This window comes from Methylobacter psychrophilus, assembly GCF_025583945.1.
Classification (GTDB): domain Bacteria; phylum Pseudomonadota; class Gammaproteobacteria; order Methylococcales; family Methylomonadaceae; genus Methylobacter_C; species Methylobacter_C psychrophilus.
The window spans coordinates 62,050-82,903 of record NZ_JAOEGU010000003.1; the positions used below are offsets into that span (position 1 = coordinate 62,050).

15 protein-coding genes and 1 riboswitch are annotated in these 20,854 nt (G+C 45.3%); all 15 genes read left to right on the top strand.

The window, feature by feature from the left end; translation table 11 throughout:
* Window positions 1-11: 11 nt before the first annotated feature.
* The 15 genes from N7974_RS02445 to N7974_RS02515 all read left to right on the top strand — a co-directional run bounded on the left by N7974_RS02445 (window position 12) and on the right by N7974_RS02515 (window position 20,828).
* On the top strand, window positions 12-1,490 hold the full coding sequence (locus tag N7974_RS02445; RefSeq protein ID WP_262964100.1) for an efflux transporter outer membrane subunit: 1,479 nt from the start codon (window positions 12-14) through the stop codon (window positions 1,488-1,490).
* A gap of 555 nt (window positions 1,491-2,045) precedes the next feature.
* Entirely contained in the window at window positions 2,046-2,435 is a 390-nt protein-coding gene (locus tag N7974_RS02450) for a glycine zipper family protein (RefSeq protein WP_262964101.1), read from the top strand.
* Window positions 2,436-2,801: 366 nt separating this feature from the next.
* A riboswitch (cyclic di-GMP riboswitch) is annotated at window positions 2,802-2,876 on the top strand.
* Between the two features lie 31 nt (window positions 2,877-2,907).
* A complete protein-coding gene (locus N7974_RS02455) occupies window positions 2,908-3,240 on the top strand; it encodes a hypothetical protein (protein ID WP_262964102.1) in 333 nt (110 codons plus the stop codon).
* Between the two features lie 904 nt (window positions 3,241-4,144).
* On the top strand, window positions 4,145-4,954 hold the full coding sequence (locus N7974_RS02460) for an energy transducer TonB (RefSeq protein WP_262964103.1): 810 nt from the start codon (window positions 4,145-4,147) through the stop codon (window positions 4,952-4,954).
* Between the two features lie 10 nt (window positions 4,955-4,964).
* The gene (locus tag N7974_RS02465) at window positions 4,965-5,912 is read left to right on the top strand and encodes a MotA/TolQ/ExbB proton channel family protein (protein ID WP_317451574.1); all 948 of its coding nucleotides are present in this window, start codon (window positions 4,965-4,967) and stop codon (window positions 5,910-5,912) included.
* Window positions 5,912-6,322 (top strand): ExbD/TolR family protein, encoded by a 411-nt coding sequence (locus N7974_RS02470; protein ID WP_262964104.1) that lies wholly within the window; start codon window positions 5,912-5,914, stop codon window positions 6,320-6,322. Before N7974_RS02465 ends, N7974_RS02470 begins: the two co-directional genes overlap by 1 nt.
* 174 nt (window positions 6,323-6,496) lie before the next feature.
* The gene (locus N7974_RS02475) at window positions 6,497-7,462 is read left to right on the top strand and encodes an SMP-30/gluconolactonase/LRE family protein (RefSeq protein WP_262964105.1); all 966 of its coding nucleotides are present in this window, start codon (window positions 6,497-6,499) and stop codon (window positions 7,460-7,462) included.
* A gap of 104 nt (window positions 7,463-7,566) precedes the next feature.
* Entirely contained in the window at window positions 7,567-8,457 is an 891-nt protein-coding gene (locus tag N7974_RS02480) for a dienelactone hydrolase family protein (protein WP_262964106.1), read from the top strand.
* Window positions 8,458-8,626: 169 nt separating this feature from the next.
* The gene (locus tag N7974_RS02485) at window positions 8,627-10,765 is read left to right on the top strand and encodes a protein-disulfide reductase DsbD family protein (protein WP_262964107.1); all 2,139 of its coding nucleotides are present in this window, start codon (window positions 8,627-8,629) and stop codon (window positions 10,763-10,765) included.
* Between the two features lie 439 nt (window positions 10,766-11,204).
* A complete protein-coding gene (locus tag N7974_RS02490) occupies window positions 11,205-11,825 on the top strand; it encodes a redoxin domain-containing protein (RefSeq protein WP_262964108.1) in 621 nt (206 codons plus the stop codon).
* A gap of 17 nt (window positions 11,826-11,842) precedes the next feature.
* The gene (locus N7974_RS02495; RefSeq protein WP_243220925.1) at window positions 11,843-12,562 is read left to right on the top strand and encodes a cytochrome b/b6 domain-containing protein; all 720 of its coding nucleotides are present in this window, start codon (window positions 11,843-11,845) and stop codon (window positions 12,560-12,562) included.
* A gap of 248 nt (window positions 12,563-12,810) precedes the next feature.
* Window positions 12,811-13,272 carry a c-type cytochrome gene (locus N7974_RS02500; RefSeq protein WP_243220924.1) on the top strand — a complete coding sequence of 154 codons (462 nt, stop codon included), beginning with the start codon at window positions 12,811-12,813 and terminating at the stop codon, window positions 13,270-13,272.
* A 763-nt stretch (window positions 13,273-14,035) separates the two neighbouring features.
* Window positions 14,036-17,002, top strand: coding sequence for a TonB-dependent receptor plug domain-containing protein (locus tag N7974_RS02505; RefSeq protein ID WP_262964109.1), 2,967 nt, complete (start codon window positions 14,036-14,038; stop codon window positions 17,000-17,002).
* A gap of 741 nt (window positions 17,003-17,743) precedes the next feature.
* Complete coding sequence (locus tag N7974_RS02510; RefSeq protein WP_262964110.1) at window positions 17,744-18,220, top strand: rhodanese-like domain-containing protein; 477 nt, start codon at window positions 17,744-17,746, stop codon at window positions 18,218-18,220.
* Between the two features lie 58 nt (window positions 18,221-18,278).
* On the top strand, window positions 18,279-20,828 hold the full coding sequence (locus tag N7974_RS02515) for a DUF1549 and DUF1553 domain-containing protein (RefSeq protein WP_262964111.1): 2,550 nt from the start codon (window positions 18,279-18,281) through the stop codon (window positions 20,826-20,828).
* The last annotated feature ends 26 nt before the right edge of the window (window positions 20,829-20,854 follow it).

Sequence of the window (20,854 nt, forward strand, 5' to 3'; positions counted from 1 at the left end):
CTGAGATTTTCATGAATTTTCGTATTATCCCAACCCTGATTTATTCATTATCAACCCTGCCACTGACCGGCTGCACCGTCGGGCCTGACTATGTGCGCCCACAAACAGCCATTCCCGATAACTTTAAGGAAATAAAAGGCTGGAAGCAGGCTCAGCCCCGTGACAATTTACTGGCAGGCAAATGGTGGGAAATCTTCAACGATGCCCGGCTTAACGGTCTGGAAGAGCAGGTTATCAGCGGTAATCAATCGATTGCCCAGGCCGAAGCACAATACCGCCAGGCTCAGGATCTGGTGCGCTCCGCACAATCGGCTTACTTTCCCACCGCGACTGTTACCGGTACTACTAACCGGTTTCGTGCTGCCAGTGGTCAAAATGTTGCTGTCAGTGGCGTTAAAAATCTTTTCGGTGCCGCCGTGGCATTGGCTTGGGAGCCGGATTTATGGGGCAGTATCCGACGCCAGGTTGAAGCCAATGAAGGTAGCGCCCAAGCCAGTGCCGCTACCTTGCAGGCTTTGCAACTATCTACCCAGGCGACTCTGGCTGAAGATTATTTTATATTGCGGTCTCTGGATGCACAAAAAGCAGTATTTGATGAAACCGTAACCGCTTATACCAAAACCCTGGAAATCACCAAAAATCGTTATGCCGCCGGTGTTGTCGCCAGAACCGATGTCGTACAAGCCCAAACCCAGCTGGAATCAGCCCGTGCACAAGGCATTAATCTTGGCGTGCAGCGTGCAAAACTGGAACATGCTATTGCGGTTTTGACAGGTAAATCGCCTACCGAGTTATCCCTGATTGCAGTACCGCTGGATATCACACCGCCGCCGATTCCAGTCAGTCTGCCGTCGGAATTACTGGAAAGACGTCCTGATATTGCCGGCGCTGAACGTAAAATCGCCGCTGCCAACGCCCAGATCGGTGTTGCAAAAGCCGCCTTTTTCCCCACGATAAATCTGGGCGCCAGTACCGGCTTTCAAAGCAATACCTTGTCGACACTATTTACTGCCGCCAAACGTTACTGGGCCTTGGGACCTGCAGGAGCAGCGTTGACGCTCTTGGATGGTGGCGGAAAAAACGCACAGTATAAGCAAACCCTGGATGGTTTCGACGCCAGTGTGGCTTTCTACAAACAGACCGTACTTACCGGTTTTCAGGAAGTTGAAGATAATGTGGCGGCACTGCGGATTCTCGAAGAAGAAGCGCAAGTTCAGGACAAAGCCGTGACAGCGGCTCGCGAAGCGTTGGCGATGATCTCCAATCAATATCAGGCCGGCATGGTCAGTTATTTGAATGTAATGACCGCTCAGGCGGTGGCGCTAAATAACCAGCAAACGGCGGTACAACTCTTGGGCAATCGACTGGGAACCTCGGTTCAGCTGGTTAAAGCCTTGGGCGGAGGCTGGAATGTTGCCATGTTACCGACACCTGACGAAGCCGGTGGCGAAGTTAAGTGGACGGATTTTTTACCATATCCGGTTAATTGAGCAGTTTGACTGATAGCAGTCAGGTAGCAGCCCAATAGCGGTCATTAATCGGTAAACATAGTCAATATGCAATGTAGGTGTTTCATTTACCTTGTTAAATTTATGTCTATCTTTATCTAATCTTAATCAAACCTACAGGCTTCCTCTCATCTTGTTTATGTAAGCTGTACGCAGTCGTAAACTTGCACGTAAAGTCGGCTTTAAATCAAACAATATAAGAAGTAGTAACTTAGCGGTGACTGGAAATGGACAATGAACTTTTAATAAATCAAGCCCAACATCTTTTTGTTCTGTTGAATACCAAACAAAAAGAATCCGACCTGGAAAACAGGATGGGGTTTGATCGACTGTACCCTATCGTAAGACGTGCTTTCCGCCGTTATCATCGTCGACTAAGACACTTAAACAGGTAAAACCTGCCTCCAATATTTACTATTTTCAGTGACTGCTATTTCAGTCCATCATGATAGTAACCGCCATAAAATCAGTAAACTAGCGATGATTACCGGAAAATTTTTCACGCTATTTGACCTATATCCTTTTTTGGAGAAAAACATGAAAAAATATAATTTACCCATAATATTGGTGGTTTCCGCATTAGCCACAGGGTGCGCCTCTATGAGTGGCTGGCGTCCGATTCTTGATCCTCGCATGGACGAACATCCGGAAACCGTTCAGCGCGACATGGCTGAGTGTAAGACACTGGCAGATCAAGCATCCGATATCACCAAAGAAGTCGCTATGGGTGCCGGTGTTGGTGCTGTTACCGGTGCAGCAGGTGGTGCAGCTATTGGCGCTATAGCCGGCAGTGCGGCAACAGGTGCCGCAGGGGGTGCTATATTAGCTATCCCCGTTGGCTTGTGGAAAGGCTATGAAGCCAACGAGGACTTTAAACGAGCATTCAGAACCTGTATGCGTCAACGCGACCATAAACTGGTCAACTAAAGATAATCTTGAAAAATCGTCATTTTGGGCAAAGCAGTTGTACCTGAAAAAAACCGAAATTTCTGCTGTAGATTGTCTTAATATTTATTGACAGCAGCCATTAACCTGACTAATCCCACTCAATAGCGCCACCAAAATATCGTATCAATCACGAACGATGCGCTTCGTACCTCAGCACAGCCCATGACTTTGGTGCCTGTAGAGTACTTGTTACCATTCAAAACCCGACTCACTATTTTTAGTCGTTATTGTTTATTTACGGTTTTGAAATAGCAACAATTTTAAGCATTTATAAGCAGGCCAGCTTGCCTGCTTAAAGAAATTTCAAGATTATGTCCCACTTTTATCCAAGTGCGCATGATTGACGAATAAAAAAGCCAAACTTATTACAAGATAAGGACGGACAGCCACGGCGCCTTATAAGCCAGTCGGGTTACATTAAATTTAATAAAAATTTTCTATAGGTAACAATATGCAACCTAAAAAAACACGTTTAGCACTAGCCTTGATTATTGGCCTCGTAGCAACTGGTACTGCCCATGCGTCATTAATCCCCAGTGGCCCTTTGACGGTTTATGACTCATTGCAAGACCTTACCTTGATCCAAAATGCCAGCGCTGACTACCCGGGCCCTTCCATTCAGTCTAAGGAGCTGGATGCATGGGCTGTTCATCCGGGCAATGTTGCCGCCGCTTCAATAACTGCTGCTATGCCATTACCCGGTGCAGTCTGGCTATTCTTGAGCGGCATGATCGGCGTAATGGGCTTAAAACGTCGTAAAAATATCGGTTTATTCGGCGATTGACTGGTTCCCAATCGAAAATAATTTCTTAATGGCAGTAAAGCTTCAGCTTGAGAATTAGTCAGAGTAAAACAATTTTACCGATAACATCCCTTACCGGAAAAGCAATAAATTCGTGCCTTTTTTCGTAATTTCGTGGACATTGGCTTTTGCTTGTTAACCTTACTTCTCCAATATGACACGTTGTATTGCGCTCTATTTAGGATAAGACTAGCTTTTTTTCCCACCAATACAGGCAATATTTGCGGCCTTCTTAAATTCCACCTTCAGCCAGTGGACGCTGATCATAAAAAACTTCTCTCGGTAAGGTAGACAACGATTTTTTGCCCACTGCTTTTGGCCGATGACTTAATTAACCGGATGAAGTATAAAAAGATTGCAAACCCAATCCCCGCTTAATAATTAATAACAAAAACTCCGTATTTATTTCGTGTCTTTCGTGCTTTTCGTGGACAACAAATAGATAGATGCTTTTCTACACCCCTCCCGCCTTACCCATGATTTAACTCCAGCATGTCTTTCCTGTTGACCCTATTGTCTGAAAATTGGTCAGGCCTGACTTCATAAACTGTTGCTCAGGAAACACCCAAGTAACAAAAGGTTATTCAAACTGATGATCAACAAACAGTCGTTCATTGAGTAATCATTACCATAAAGTCAAATTCTCACCCTAAAAACCTGCTTTACAAAACTCGTCGCAACGCTTTAAAACCATTAAATACAAATGGTTGTCGTCATTTTTTATAACACTTCCCTCTAATCTTTATGAATTTAAGCAGATATGGCACGGTACCTGCTTTATCTATATCAACAGTATTAATTAAAGCCGGTCAGCACTTGAGTTATCACGCTGATTCATTATTGAACAGATAAAGTCCGGCGACTTTTAAACAACGGGAGATATCGCATGAGTAGTCAATTAAAGGTTTTTAATAGAGTTGATCCAGCTACATTTGTACCGGAAAAGAAAAAGGGTAATGTCATTTCCATTAATGCGGGTACCAGTCGCCTGATAAAAAGATTCTCCGGTTCATCGGTCGCCGTAGTATTGAGTGATTTTAGACATAACTCAGAAGTTCGCGACAACAAAGCCATCGATTATCTACTTATCGGCATCTTGTCGATAGTCATACACTCCTTTGTAGTCGATCACTTCAAGCAGTTACCTGTTGAGGAAGAGTTGGTCGAACCGGTTAAACCGCCATCAAAGGTGCAAATTTCATTTGTTCGCCCCCAGCCACCCAAGCCGGTTATTCAGCCACCGCCACCGCCGCCACCCAAAGTAGTTGCGCTTAAAAAACCGCCCAAACCCAAGGTAAAACCCAAAGCGACGCCACCGGTCATCGAACAGCCACCTGCTCCATCAACCAGTACGATCACTGACGCCGCCGCTCCGGTAGTTCCGGCTCCTGCCGCACCGATAGTAGAAAAAGTAACTCAACCACGTGCAGGTGCCGGTTATCTGAATAATCCACCGCCGGTTTATCCTGAAATAGCCATGGATCGTGGCTGGGAAGGCAAAGTACTAATGAAAGTACATGTTCTCGCCAGTGGCAAACCTGACACTGTTGCTGTACTTAAATCCAGCGGCAAAGATGTCTTGGATGATGAAGCGGTTAGAACCGTTAAAAAATGGTCATTTGTTCCGGCTATGCGCGGAACCACGCCAATCGATGGCTTGGTAACAGTTCCTATTTCTTTTAATTTACAAGGTTGAGGTTTTAATCATGACAGAAACAACATCTGCTGCAGCGGAAATTCCACAAGCAGCTACTCAAACACCCCTTTCAGGCTCACCAATTTCAGGTACTGATATTGGTGGCGCGGCTAAGGGAGCGGCAACAACCGTTGCGGATGCTGCACCTGCAGCGACCAATCTGGCTACTTCGGCAGCGGATATAGCACCTGCAGCTCCTGAAATCACCTCAGCTTTGATTGTGGACGCCACATTATGGATTTTAATCGCTTTTTCTGCCGTAACATGGGCTTTGATACTGATTAAGGGCATACAGCATCTGCGGATTTCGCATCACAATCGGGTTTTTAGCAAGAAGTTTTGGGGAGCCGAGGATTTTCAGGCCGCATCTGCGCTACAAGGTAATAACGGCCCTGCCGCCAGAGTTGCTGAAGCGGGTTTCGCTACGTTACTGGAAGCCGATGGCGGTACAACGACCCATGATCTGGAACATACCGGCGATCGCCAGGAACTGCTGGACCGACGTTTACGCCAACAAATGCAAAAAGAACGCAGTGCGTTGGAAGGCGGACTGGCCATATTGGCAACCGTAGGCAGTATCTCGCCATTTGTGGGTCTGTTCGGTACCGTCTGGGGAATTATGGGCGCACTGACCAGTATCAGTAAAAGCGGATCAGCCAGTCTCGATGTAGTTGCAGGCCCCATCGGTGAAGCCCTTGTTGCTACCGCCGTTGGTATTGCCGTCGCGGTACCGGCGGTAATCGGATACAACTTTTTTATTCGCAGAAACAAGGTGATTTGGGCATTTCTTGACGATTTTTCTATCGATTTTGTTCATCTTGCCTTAAAAACGGCATTTTTGATTAAGCGCCAAGGTTACAGTACGGTTGCCCCGTCACGCTCTAACGAGTCGATAACAAGAAAATCCGCTCTCAAAACCAATCATGATGAATTACAACCAGAAGGAGCACAAATCTAATGGCTTTTAATACCAAAGATAGCGGTGATGATGATGTGATGAGTGAAATCAACGTCACACCGCTGGTTGATGTAATGCTGGTACTGTTGGTCGTATTTATCGTAACAGCGCCTTTATTGACTCAAGCCGTACACGTCAATCTGCCCAAGACTGCAGAAACTGCGGCCCCCGAAGAAAAAGATGCGGTTTATATCAGCGTTGATGCCAAAGGGAAAGTATTCATGGACAAAACAGAGATTGCTATTGAAGCCTTTGAAAATGAACTGATAACCCGTAAGGCCGCTGATCCAGAAATTGCTCTCAATCTTAACGCAGATGACGCCGTCCAATACGGCATTGTCGCCAAAGTGATGGCATCGATAGAACGCTCCGGCATTACCAAGTTAGCAGTATTAACGATCCCCAAGTAATCAGGGCAAAAAATCAGACAACTGACCGGCTCTTTTAGGGCTGGTTAGCATCTACAACCGGTTTACCAGAAAAGATCTGAAATCACAGGCTACAAATAAGACTAAAAGCTGATTGTTATCCGCCAAACTTTTACTTTAAAAGACTATTTAAGATTAATTCAAAGGATAAAATAGATGTTACTTAAAACTTCACACACGAAATTATTTTTAGCGTTGGCTGCCTTGGCGTTTACCGTCTCGGCGCAAGCAGACGATCCGGTTACCCCTCCTATTCCTGGCGTGGCAGCAGGCGGTGTGGTCATTGAATTAATCAAGGATGGTTTTAAAGGTACCGAAGGACCTATTGGCTACTCGGATGGTAGTTTGTTGTTTACAGAAACACAAGCTAACCGGATTATCCGTATCGCACCTGATAATACTGTTTCAACATTCCTGGAAAACTCTAATGGGGCTAACGGCCTTGCCTTAAATGCCAGTGGTGAGATTATAGCCGTGCAAACCCTCAAACCTCAGGTAGGCATTATTTACCCGCTTGATAAACAAAAAACCTTCACTGAAAATTTTGAAGGAACACCGTTTCAACGACCCAACGACGTCGTCCTGGATAAGAGTGGCGGTATTTTCTTTACCGACAGTGGTACGCGTCCGACGAAAGAAATCCCGACCCCTCCTGTTTCTCATCCGGGTGTATTTTACATTACCCCGGCCGGTCAGTTAACGCGACTGGCTAACGATATTGAGCGTCCCAACGGTATTCAGCTGAGTAAAGATGAAAAAGTGCTGTATGTCGCCAACACGCTCGGCGAAAATATTTTGGCTTATGACGTTGGCACTGATGGTGCAATCTCAAATAAAAGAAATTTTGCCAAGCTGGATGGCTGGAAAAATGAAGATAACACTTGGTCTAGCGGTGCAGACGGTCTTGCCATCGATGATAACGACAGACTTTATGTCGCCTCCAATTCCGGTATTGAAGTATTTAGTGCCAAGGGCGAAGCGCTGGGTATTATTATTCTGCCCAAAAAGCCGCAAAACATCGCTTTTGCGGGCACCGATAAAAAAACACTTTATGCCGTAGGACGCGGAGCGGCTTACAAGATTCCTCTGCTTGCGCAAGGATTTAAAGGCCGCGCGAAATAATTTTGTTGCACGGCAAGTTCAGGTCGGGTTAGGCGCTAGCCGTAACCCGACACAGATACGTTGATTTGTAATATCCGTAAATAAACAATATCCAAGGAAATCCTATGACACGTAAAACCGCGAAAGACTTCGAACCGGAAGTGCTGAAACTATTTGACAGCTATGTCCACGGCCAATTATCACGCCGGGGATTTTTGGCTTCGGCGGCAAAATTTACCGTATTGGGTTTGACTGCCGAAGGCTTGCTTGAAGCCTTAAGTCCAAACTTTGCACAAGCGCAACAAATAGGCAGTGATGATCCTCGACTGACGGCAAAATACGTTGAATATCCCTCGCCTGCCGGTTACGGAAAGATTCGTGGTTATTTGGTTCAGCCGGCAAAATTTACCGGTAAATTACCGACCGTGTTGGTAGTGCATGAAAACCGCGGCCTTAACCCACATATCGAAGATATTGCAAGACGTATTGCCCTTGATAATTTTATCGTTTTTGCTCCCGATGCCCTGTTTCCGTTAGGGGGTTATCCCGGTGATGAAGATAAGGCGCGTGAGCTGTTTAAAGGACTGGATCAATCTAAAACGCACGCCGACTTTATCACCGCTGCCGGCATCTTGAAAAATCTGCCCGAAGGCAACGGTAAAGTGGGCGCGGTAGGTTTTTGCTACGGCGGCGGTATTGTTAATTTTCTGGCAACACAAATTCCTGATCTGGCCGCTGGTGTACCTTTCTATGGCAGCCAACCCACTGCAGAAGACACGGCAAAAATCAAAGCGCCCTTATTACTTCATTATGCCGGCGAAGATGAGCGTATCAATGCGGGTTGGCCGGCTTACGAGGTAGCCTTAAAAGCCTCCGGCATTCACTATCAAGCCTACATTTATCCGGGCGTACAACATGGTTTTAACAATGACACCACGCCGCGTTTTGACGAAGCTGCCGCAAAATTGGCATGGCAACGCACGATCGAATTTTTTAACCAACAATTGCGTAGTTAAAGCCGAGGTTGGTTTCCAATAAGGAATCAACCCACAAAAATCTTGTAATAATATTATTTTGACTATTTTTTTCGTGATTTTCGTGGCCCCTATTTTTTCTTGGCAATCAGATTCTTGATACAAGATTCTTTCTCGGGAATCACTTTATTACCGATAATTCTGGATGTTTATGTTTGAATTTCGCCTACTGACTATTATATTTATTTTGCTTGGCATGTGCAGTCTTAACGCACAGGGCGACTCGTTTGCAGCAGAAACCGATCAGGTCAAGGCGCAACTGATTGCCTCTGTCGGTGCCGTACATCCGGGCGATGAAATTTTGGTAGGTGTGCATCAACGCATTATTCCTCATTGGCATACCTATTGGATAAACCCCGGAGATTCCGGTTTACCCACGACAATTGTCTATACTCTGCCTGCCGGCGCAACAGCCGGTGAAATTCAATGGCCGACTCCTGGTCGCATTGTTATGGGACCGGTAACCAATTACGGCTATGAAAACGAAGTTACCTTACTTTCCAGCATTAAAGTGCCGCTTGATAGTGTCGTCGGCAGCGAATTTCGTATTAATGCCAAAGTAAAATGGCTGGTTTGTGAAGAAATATGTATTCCTCAAAAAGTCGATTTAACGCTGTCTTTACCGATTGTTTTACCCGGTACCAACACTGGAAACGGCAGTCCGCTGATCAAAACCGCTCTTGCCGGTTTGCCGAAGATAAATCCTTGGCCGATAAAATTGACGCACAGCGAAAAGACCTTATCGTTGCAAATAACGGATGCCGAACTACAACCCATCGCGGTTAAAAATATCCGGTTTTATCCAGCCAAATGGGGAAATGTTGCACACGGTGCGGAACAACCCTGGCAATTTTCAGGTAATACCATTGAGTTACAACTAAAACCGGGAGATGCACCATTATCTCCCGGCGAAAACCTGACCGGTATTTTAACAATTACCGAAAATGGTAGCAGCGGCACGGTTACACGCGGATATAGTGTAAACGTTACAGGCAAAGCGGTTGCCGGTATCGCACCCATCAATACCGAAAAACCCGACTTGGTGCTCGCCTCCGCCTTACTGTTGGCCTTCCTGGGCGGCATTATATTAAACCTGATGCCCTGCGTTTTTCCGGTATTGTCCATTAAAGCCTTGGGCTTAATAAAACATGCACAGCAAGCACCGCGGCAAAACCGCCTGCATGGCTTGGCCTACACGCTAGGCATACTGGTGAGTTTTGGGTTGCTGGGTATCGCACTGATTGCGTTAAAAGCCGGTGGAGCTGAAATTGGCTGGGGCTTTCAATTTCAATCACCGCTGTTTGTGCTGACAGTTGCCTATTTAATGTTTACCGTCGGACTTAGTCTGTCCGGTGTATTTTCAATTGGCGGCTCGGTAATGGGAATCGGTTCCTCATTGGCCGGACGCACCGGGTACAGTGGCAGCTTTTTTACCGGTGTCTTGGCCACTATTGTTGCGACACCTTGCACCGCGCCGTTTATGGGAGCGGCACTGGGCTTTGCTTTAACCCAACCACCCGCAGCCTTGTTAGCGGTATTTTTCTGCCTGGGTTTGGGACTTGCATTACCTTATCTACTATTAAGCCAGTGGCCCTCCTTACAAAAACGATTACCCAAGCCTGGCCTGTGGATGGATAGGTTAAAACAGGGCTTGGCATTTCCCATGTATGCAACAGCAGTTTGGCTGGTTTGGGTGTTGGCACAACAAGCCGGCGTTAATGCCGTTGCTATCGCTTTAGGCGGGATGGTTATCATCGCCTTTGCTGCCTGGCTCTACGAAGCCACCAAAACAGCAAAAAGATCCACACAACTCAGTGGCGCCAGCGTTGCCGGATTCTCGCTGTGGCTGGCTTTAATCGGAAGTTACTTTGGTATAGAAACTGCCCCTGCCTCGCCCTCGCTAAAGGTTGCCTCTGCAAATAATTACGAATCTTACTCGGCAGAGCGTTTAACCAAGTTACGTAGCGAAGGCAAACCGGTGTTTCTTAATTTGACAGCAGCATGGTGCATCAGTTGTTTGGTTAATGAAAAAGTTGCCCTCAGTCAGGATTCTGTCATTGATGCTTTTGAAAAAGCGGATGTTACTTATCTAAAAGGCGACTGGACTAACCGCGATGCTGAAATCACCAAAATTCTTGCCGAATTTGGCCGTAGCGGTGTACCGCTTTATGTCTTTTATCCGGGAGGAATCGGCAATTTAAAAAATCCGGTTGTACTCCCCCAGATATTGACCCCGGAAATTGTAACAAAAGCCGTTGCTCCCTCGCTACTGGTAGAAACAGCGCTCTAGTCATTACCCGGGCAAATAATGCAGGAATAGTAAGAATTAAGAAGATATCCATGGAGCGGTTATCTCCTTATCAGGAAACGAATAAACTGACAAAGGTAACGTCAACAGGCAAGTCGATGTGATCAAGTTCCTTGTTTAGGAAGTCGATAAAACCAATAAACATTACCAATCAGTTAATTATTCGCCAGTGATGGATCAGTTTTGGCAGGAACACAATGGATTGATTTTCTGCCTTTTTAATATTTTTTGGGATCTCGTTATATGCATACTCAGCACGGTCATGTTTACAGAATTTATGATCGAGTTATGACAGTGTGGAGTATATGTATAAAGGGATCATTGAATGTATGGCAATTTAGGTCGGATTTATACTGACAAATCATCACCAACGACTTGTCACGATTTTTACCGTCCCTTTTATAATTATTACGGAGTTTGTATGTTTTTATATCGATTTTACCCAATGGCTTTATTAAGCCTGGCTTTCGCTTTTACATCCGTGGCAGTACACGCCGAATCCATAATCGATAAGCCGGCACCTTTATTCTCCGGAGCAGCCGCTGATGGCAGTACCATCAACCTTGCCGACTTACGCGGAAAAACAGTGGTATTGGAGTGGACCAACCATGAATGCCCGTTCGTCGTAAAACACTATGAAAGCGGCAATATTCCTGCCTTACAAAAAGATGCCGTCGCTAAAGGCATTGTCTGGCTACAAGTCATCACTTCAGCACCAGGTAAAGAAGGTAATGTTACCGGTGAAACCGCGCAGAAACTGAATACTCATCGCGGCGCAACCCCAACAAATACCGTTCTGGACAGTAATGGTTCAATCGGCAAGCTTTACGGCGCAACCAATACGCCACAGTTTTTCATTATCGATCCGCAAGGCGTATTGGTTTACAAAGGTGGTATAGACAGCATCCCTTCTGCCGATCAATCTGACATTGCCAAAGCCGAAAATTACATCAGTGCAGCCTTGGCCGATCTTGCTGCAGGCAGAAAAATCACCAAAGCCAATACCAAACCATACGGCTGTTCAGTTAAGTACGCCAGTTAAATATAAGGTGAATCAAGATGAAAGTTACTATTCATATTTGGGACTTGCCACACAGGCTGTTTCATTGGCTACTGGCAGTTTCTGTGGCAGCCTCTTACATCACCGCCAAAATCGGTGGATCGCTCATTGATTGGCATGGTCGTTTAGGTATTTTTATTTTGGGTTTACTGATTTTTCGGATTATCTGGGGCTTCATTGGCTCGACACATTCCCGATTTTCGACCTTCTTTCCGACCTTTTCACGACTTGCCGCTTATCTTAAAGGTCGCTGGCAGGGTATCGGTCATAATCCGTTAGGAGCGCTGTCAGTTATAGCCCTGCTGACTACAGTTGCTGTGCAGGTAGGTACCGGATTGTTTGCCAACGACGATATCGCCTTTGAAGGGCCGTTGTTCGACTTTGTCGACAAGTCTTTTAGCAACAAGTTAACCGGCTTGCACAGTACCACCTTCTATGTCTTGTTAGGGTTTGTTGTTTTGCATATAGTCGCCATCATTTTTTACCGATGGGTAAAAAAAACCAATCTGGTGACTCCCATGCTGACCGGAAAAAAAGAGATCCCCGTCGCCTTGGCAGAAGCAATGGCAATAACCCCCGATAAAAGCTTTGGCCCAATGCGCTTTATTTTGTCGATGATTATTTCCGGCACTGTGGTGTGGGGTGTTTCTGGCGGAATAACGCAACTATATCCCGTTCAAAGCCAACAACAAACAGCACAGGCACCATCAAGTTTTTAAGGCGATGTCCAAGAATGAATAGTCCCAAGTGGCACAGGATTTTTGTTTATTTTCAACGACTGCAAGGATGCAGGAGGTAGAGTAACGCAGGAGCAGTTGCCGAGGCGGAAAAATAGGCGCGTAGCTGACTACGTAACTATTTTGACAACGCAGCCAATGAATAAAAAGACCAGCGACGTGGGTATATTCTTCACAGGAAATCGCCTAAGGCATCAACATTTTTATAACACTCAATAAGGAACCAAAAAATGAAAAAAAAATTAACACTCGCGATTTTGCTTGCTGCAACCGGGACCGCGGCCATAGCCGGTCCCATTGAAGAACAAATAAGATTTCGTCAGTCTGCCTACTCATTTGCGGCCTGGAATGTTCAAAAAATAAAAAGCCAGGTAGTCGATCACCCCGAAACCTATAACAAAGATACCGTTACGGCAGCGGCCAATGCCATTGCAGCCATTGCCAACTCAGGATTGGGCGCACTCTATGGTGAAGGGACAGATCAGGGTATTGGCTGGGTAAAAACCCGTCTTAAACCGGAATTTTTCCAGAAAAAAGCCGAAGTGACCGTCGCGGCCAATACCTTTAATGAAGCGGCAAACGAATTGGCAAAAGTGGCAGCAACCGGTGATGTCAATTTGATCAAGACCCAGTTTGGCAAAGTCGGTGAGTCTTGCAAAGGCTGCCATGACCTGATTCGTATCAAGGAGTAAAACCCTGTTCAAAATAGCGACTGCATGATCTTTTGACAAAAGGCGGGTTGGCGATTGTTACCCTAACCCGCCGAAGGTTTTTTAATAAAGTCCTCCCCTGTTATTCGCTTTAATTACCCTACCTGCATTCAGCGCATTTCTTCTAAAAAACAGCTTCCTCCGTTTTACAAAACTTTCAGTTCGTTGCCTGTCATCAACATTGAAATACCTGAAAATCCAATCCGTATAAATCCCCTCGATATTTAAGCGACCTTATTCCCTACAAGACTTGATTAACCCATGGTTTTGCCTCGGAAGCCTGCAAAAAAAAAACAGGGTTATTGATGTTACGCAGCCGTTTTTCATGATAACGGCACTAACAATTATTGGTGAAACATCAACTGATTAACAAGGTACGACTGTTGATTAACAAACACTATATCAACAGAGGGTGCATATTCATAAGCAGGTAAAAGAACCTTAATTGCCTCTGCCTATCTTGTTAATTACAGAAAAATATCTCCGCAAAAAAATATAATTATCACTATAAATCAATATCTTGCCTTATTACTTCACTCTATTTCAAAGAAAAATTCCAGCTATTTCAAAATTGGTACAGAGCTTGCTTTAGTACCTGATAACCCTGCCCGTTTCAGGGATGTCACCAGCTAAATTGGCCATAAAATCAACGTGTGCTGGCATTAGCTTAGCAAAAACCAAAAATACATTTCAAATGCTTGAAGCTGTCACATGGGTTTGAATTTTTAATCAAGGAAAATAAATAATGAACTATAACTCAATAGGTGCTTTTTCAGACGGCATTAGCCGACAGCAGGGTATCCCTCAGACGGTAAGCCGTAAAAGAACACTTTCTGTCTGCGTGGCAGCAGCTTTGGTGGCCTGCTCTTCCATAATGGCTATTGAGGATGCTGACGCAGCTGACAGCAAGAGAAAATCAAAAAACAAAATTCATAAAGTCGATGTGGTGAATCAATTGCAGGCGGAAAATGCCCGTTTACGCGAGCAACTGGAGCAATTACAAGCGGCGCAAAAAGTTGGTGCAACATCTGGTACGGGAGCGATACCGGCTACATCCGCTACATCTACTATTGGCGCAGAAACTCCAGATGCAGCGACAACCGAGCCTGCCGAAGTGGTTGCTCAAGCAGAAGTTGAGGAAACCAAGGATCTTGGTGAAGTAGTTGTTAGTGGCCGCCGCGCAAAACCATTGCTTGAAAAGCTACATGATGTAAAACAGTCAGAATCAATTATTTCAGGCAAGGATCTTGATAAACAACTTGTGCAAGATTTGGGTGGTATTACACGACGCGCTTCAAACGTCCAGTTTAACCAAAATAATACCCGAGGCGCCTCCCTTTCTGTTCGTGGTGTAGGCAAACGGTCATTTACAGAAACCCAAGATCCGAGCGTTGGCATAACGGTCGACAATGTCAGCTATGGCTTATCGCAACTGGCCAACTTTAGTTTTTACGATGTTGATAACGCAGTTGTTACACGAGGCCCAAGAGGTACCGAAGGCGGTTTAAGTGCCAGCTCAGGTAAAGTTATTATTACCTCCAAGGCGCCTACATTTACTCCTACAGCCGATCTCTCCGTAGCCTATGGGCAACAAGAAACCCTTGTTATTAAAGGTGCACTTGGTGGCGCTGTGGTTGATGATCTATTGGCCTGGCGGGGCTCCTTCATTGTCGACAAAGCAAAAGGTTACTATGGGCAGGAGTATGATTCAAACTACAGTCTTTATAACAGGGACCGACTCAGTGGACGGATGCAGTTACTGTTTACCCCTACCTCTACTATAACTACAAGATTAATGGCTGATTTTGAGCCCAAACAACCACAACTTCAAAATGGCCTGAATTTCTATCATGCCCAACCCCAAAATTATGCCAATGGCAGCCTTGTAGATCCGAATGGTGCAGGGTCGCTGGCATCAACAAGGCTGTATGGTTTTACCAATACTTCCGGCGCATTTACCGGCCCACGTGCTTATTTCCAGGGCCGGGGTTTTAACTGGAACGATTATATTGGCGGTGAAGCGCGCAAAACCGTGTGGTTTGATCAAAATAAAGGTCAAACCGTATCCAATCAAGGGGCTTCACTACAGACTGACTGGAGTGTTGCTGACCATGTTTTAAGTTCCATTACCGCAGTGCGCCAATATAGATTCGACGCACACAATGACGAATACACACCTTTCGATATCAATGTCGATAACGGTGGCGGCGTAAATTATTCACAATACACCCAGGAAATTAAAATCAAAAATAACCTCGGCGGTTTTTTTGATTATAAAGCCGGTCTATTTGGAATGAAAACCAACGATACCATTGATTCAAAAAATGGTTGGGGATCTGATGCCGGCGCGTGGTTTGCCACCAATGCGCAATACAATATCCTGGATAAAAATGCGGGTACCAATCGGGGTGCCGGACTGGCACTGCTTAAAGATTCTTTACAAGACGCACGTGTCAAGCAGGCAACCAAAGTCAGTACGTTATCCGGCGCTATTTTTGGTGAAGGAGAATTGCATTTTACCGACAAATTTTCTTTAATTCCCGGCTTACGAGTAACCAAGGAGCATCGCGAAACAGCTGATAACAGAATCGTCACTGCCAACGGAGCGGGGTCCGCCTTAAATCCTGTTGCCGTGCGCGGTGTCCAAACGGGAGGATTTAACTCCAACGCTACAGGTGTTTTAGGCGCCAACTCTGCTACTCAATTACAACTGGCAGATAGTGTGGCTAACCGCTACTTTGGCACGGCGATAACCAATACCGCTGGGGCGGCTTACAATAGCCTGACCGCTGCCCAAAAAACCCAGATTGGCACCGCAAAAACAGTCCGCGCCAACCAAATTGGGCAATTATATAATACGGCTAATAGTGAATATGACGCTGTATTGTTTACCGGTCAATTTACACCGACTTACAAGATCAATGACGACTTAACCACCTATGTGTCTTGGCAATATGGTCAAAAATCGGGTTCTGCAATTGTTACCAATGGCTTACCAGATACCGTTAAACCCGAAGAAACCAACGCCGCAGAATTGGGACTGAAATCATTCTGGCTGGATAAGAAGGTGATCGTTAATGTTGATACTTTTATAATGGATATAAAAAACTATCAACAAACCGTTCAAGTGGTCGACCAATTTTCGACTAATCAAAATATTGCCAACGGTGTAGTCAATCCATTGGCCTATACGGCGGCACAAGGCAACGTTAACAAAGTCCGTGTGCATGGTGTCGAGTTGGATAGTGTATTTAATCTAATTCCTGACTTGTCATTGCGCTTGAATGGTGCCTACAACATTGCCAAATATGTAGACTACAAAAATGCCGCCAAGCCGGAAGAGTTGGCGTACCTGCCCGGCAGCTTTGTTGATATGAGCGGTAAAACCTTGCCCGGTGCTTCCAAATGGAGTTTTGTTGTCGGTGCCGATTATAGCAAGCCCTTTTATAATAAATATGTGTTCCATACCAGCGTGACGACCAATTTCCAGAGTGGTTACAATAACACCGACAATTTGTCAGTTTACGGCACGACTAATCCAAGAAGTTTAACCGACCTTGCTGTGGGTGTTGGTACCAAAAACAATATTTTGGATGCCAGCTTTATAGTCAAAAACTTATTTAATAATAATGAGCACGAGCAGGGCTGGAACTCTTATAGTCCTTACCCTTATCCGGTTTGGTATGGTCTTCAGTTAAGCGCAAAAATATAAGACTTTTCAAACGTAATCAAGAATAAACGTTTCAGGCATGCCGTACGAGAGTGTGCCGAAAATCTCTATGACCGGATTAACCGCTTTAAGATATGACGTTTTTACAGATACCATCCCTTGAAGGAATTAAGGGTTATTACGATGCCGGTCAGGATTTGCAACCCTGACCGAAACGTTTGAAGGCTTCAAACGTTTTCAAAACATGAGTGACGGGGTTGCAAATCCCCGTCACGCTTCACAGATACAAAACTGCTCCTGTATTAATCAGTAATACCCCCAAGAAGCCTGCACCAGCATTTTTTACCGCCGTCATCTCATCTGATTTTTGGCTACCAACCAAGCCAGAACAGATACCATCCCTTGAAGGGATGTTATCTGTAAAACCATCCCACTTTAAATTGGTAGTCTGATTTTTATATTCTCCAGTGCATTAATTTCCCGCGAAAACTTATCGTAGTCATTATCTGTTTATCCAGCGACAGTGCCTGATGCTGGGCTGCTGTTTTTTCAACAAACCGGTTTAGGTCTTATATATCACAGCCAATCAGCAGTACCAATCACAGCTACCACAAAAATAATTTTATTATTAAAAATCAATAGACTAACAGTTTTTTAGGCCGTTTTTTTTATCCCTGTGATGGCTACGGCAGCGTTGGCATGATAGCTGCTTATCTATAATTGACTGTATCACTATGACGCGTGCCCTGCACGCTTTTAACAATTAATCAAAGAGAAATAACCATGACGAAACCTTCAAAATTACTACTATTATTATTGATTTTTGCTACTCCCATCGCCTTTGGAGCGACCAAAAGCTCACAAAAAGTAGAAGCGCCAGCTGCTGGAGCTTATAAACCCAAGTCTCCACAAATTAACCGCGCAGAACTGGATGCTTTACTGGCCAAGCCGGATCAACTCCTGATTATCGATTTACGACGCCCGGATGAAGTCAGCTCAATTGGCGGTTTTCCTGTCTACCTGAGCATTCAGGCTGATCAACTGGAAAAAAGCCTGGATTTTATTCCCAAAGACAGAGCAATTGTTACCGTATCCAACCATGCCGGACGTTCAGGCAAGTCGGCTGATTTATTAGCCAGTAAAGGCTATAAGGTAGCCGGTTACGTTGGCGCACAATACTATGAAGCCGAGGGTGGAAAACTGACCAAAATTGCCATACCTGCGCCCAAAATCAAAACCGCAGAAAAACCCAATCACTAATTTTTGATACAGCGATGCTAACGAAGGTTTCAAACGCTTTTATTTTTGGAGTAAATCAATGAACAAAAAGAAACTGTATCTCGCAATTTTGTGGGGGCTTACCGGCGCAATAGCAGGGGAAGCTTTGGCAACGACGGATTTATTCAACAATCCGGTTGGTGTTATAGGTGAGAAGCCACAAGTGGATCTATTTAACAGCCCGGTCGGTGTAATCGGTTCACCAACTGCAGCAGCAGTTCCAGCTCCGGCATTAGCGCCCACAGCTGAGAGCCAGCCAGCCGCAGTAGTAGTAACTCCAGAGGTAAAAGCATCAACACCTACGCCAGCACCGCAAACAGCTCCATCGGCAGCGGTAACGACAGACACCAAAGTAGCGGCTGCAGAGGCTCCGGCACCTCAAACGACCAAATCAAAACTCTGGTCGTATCAACCAGTAAAATCACCGACACCGCCAACCGTTAATAATAAAGCGTGGGTACGCACACCTATTGATGCTTTCGTTCTGGCACCTTTAGAGGCAAAAGGCCTGACACCTTCACCTGATGCAGATCGCTCGGCGTTTATACGCCGCGCCACTTTGGATGCTTGGGGAGTTATTCCCTCACCGGAAGAAGTCGCCACTTTTGTCAATGACACGTCACCCGATGCTTATGAAAAGCTCGCGGATCGTTTGTTGGCCTCGACTAAATACGGTGAGCGTCAAGCACGTCGCTGGCTGGATTTAGCCCGTTATGCGGACAGTACCGGTTTTCAGAATGATGAGACACGACCCAATTTGTGGCGTTATCGTGAGTATGTGATAAACGCGTTTAACCATGACAAACCTTATTCACAATTCGTTAAGGAGCAAATTGCCGGTGACGAGCTATTACCTGATAAACAGGAAGGCTTGATAGCGACTGGTTTTCTGGCAGGCTTCCCTGACAATAGCAACTCACGTGACCTAGTGCAGCGAAAATATCAAATTGCCACCGATATGACCGATACCGTAGGTAAGGTGATGTTGGGCCAGACCGTTGAATGCGCACGATGCCACAATCATAAATTTGACAAGATTAGTCAGAAAGATTACTTCTCGTTACAATCGTTTTTTGCCAATGTCAGCGCTGTTGACAATATCCCGGCTGTAAAAGGCACCGTCGAACGTAACTATGATGCGGCGTGGAACAAATGGGAAACCGCTACCAAAGAAATTCACGATAAACAAAAAGCAATTATCGATACCGTCAGGGAAAAAGCGGAAAAACATCATAAAGAACGCTACCTGACCGATAGCAGAGAAGCTATTTTTAAACCCAAGAATGAATGGAATGCTCAGGATCGCTGGGTTAACCATCGCTTGGCGAACGTAACCAATGAGGCCAGCTTAACGTCTTATCTTAGGGATGCCGCGGAAAGCAAGGGCAAAGATACCGATTCCAGCCCGGAAATCACGGCAAAGTGGGAACAGTATGAAAAGTTAACTGATGATTTGAAAAAATTCAAGGATCTTAAACCAACTACCGGTTCGACTCAAATTTCTGCAATGACCGAACTTGGTCATGCTGATGCCCCCCCTAGTTATGTATTTTTTGGCGGCGATCATGAACGGCCATTGGAGCAGGTACAACCCGCGTTTCCTGAAGCGATTACAGACGAAAAACCGGATATTAAACCCACCGCATTTTCATCAGGTAGGAGAACGGCTCTGGCAAACTGGATAGCTAGCGATACTAACCCGCTGACAGCAAGAGTTTACGTTAATCGTGTCTGGGAAGAATATTTCGGACACGGTATCGTTGAAACCGTCAGTGATTTTGGTAAGGCGGGTCAAAAACCTACCAATCCTGAGTTGCTCGACTATCTGGCATCCAATTTTATCAAGCAAGGCTGGAGCGTAAAAAAACTGCATCGTGAGATTTTATTATCCAGCGTATACCGTCAATCTTCTGATTACCGTCAAGATATTGCCAAAGCCGATGTAGACAACAAGTTATTGGCAGTATTCCCACGTAAACGTCTGGAGGCAGAACAAATTCGGGACTCGTTACTGGTCGCTTCGGGAAAAATTGAGGATCAAGTAGGTGGACCGAGTGTATTCCCACCGGTTCCTGCAAATCTGGGTGCCGGTAATTTATGGGAGGTCTCCAAGAATGCCCATGATTATAATCGACGTAGTTTGTATATTTTTACCCGTCGTAGCGTCCCTTATCCATTACTGGAGTCCTTTAACATGGCCTCAGCACAAGAAGCGCACAGTAAACGTGAAGTAACAACTTCGCCATTACAATCACTTGCCTTGATTAATAGTGATGTCGTTTTCGAATGGTCACAAGCGTTGGCCGGAAGGGTTATTAACGAGGCGGGTAATGATGAGCCGGCTCAGTTGGACAGGCTCTATCAAATATTATTTTCACGAAAAGCTTCCGATAGCGAAAAAGAGACTTTGCAAAAGTTTTTGAATAATCACGAAAAGGTCGTCAGAGAGAAAACATCAGAAGGTAAATTTGCGGTCAGCATACCGACCGGCTTAAAGGATAATAAAAAATTGGATCCTATACGTGCCGCTGCTTTTGTTGATCTGGTGCATACGGTCGCGAATTCCAACGAATTCATTTACCGGTTTTAACGACAACCATCATTTTTTAAAGGAAA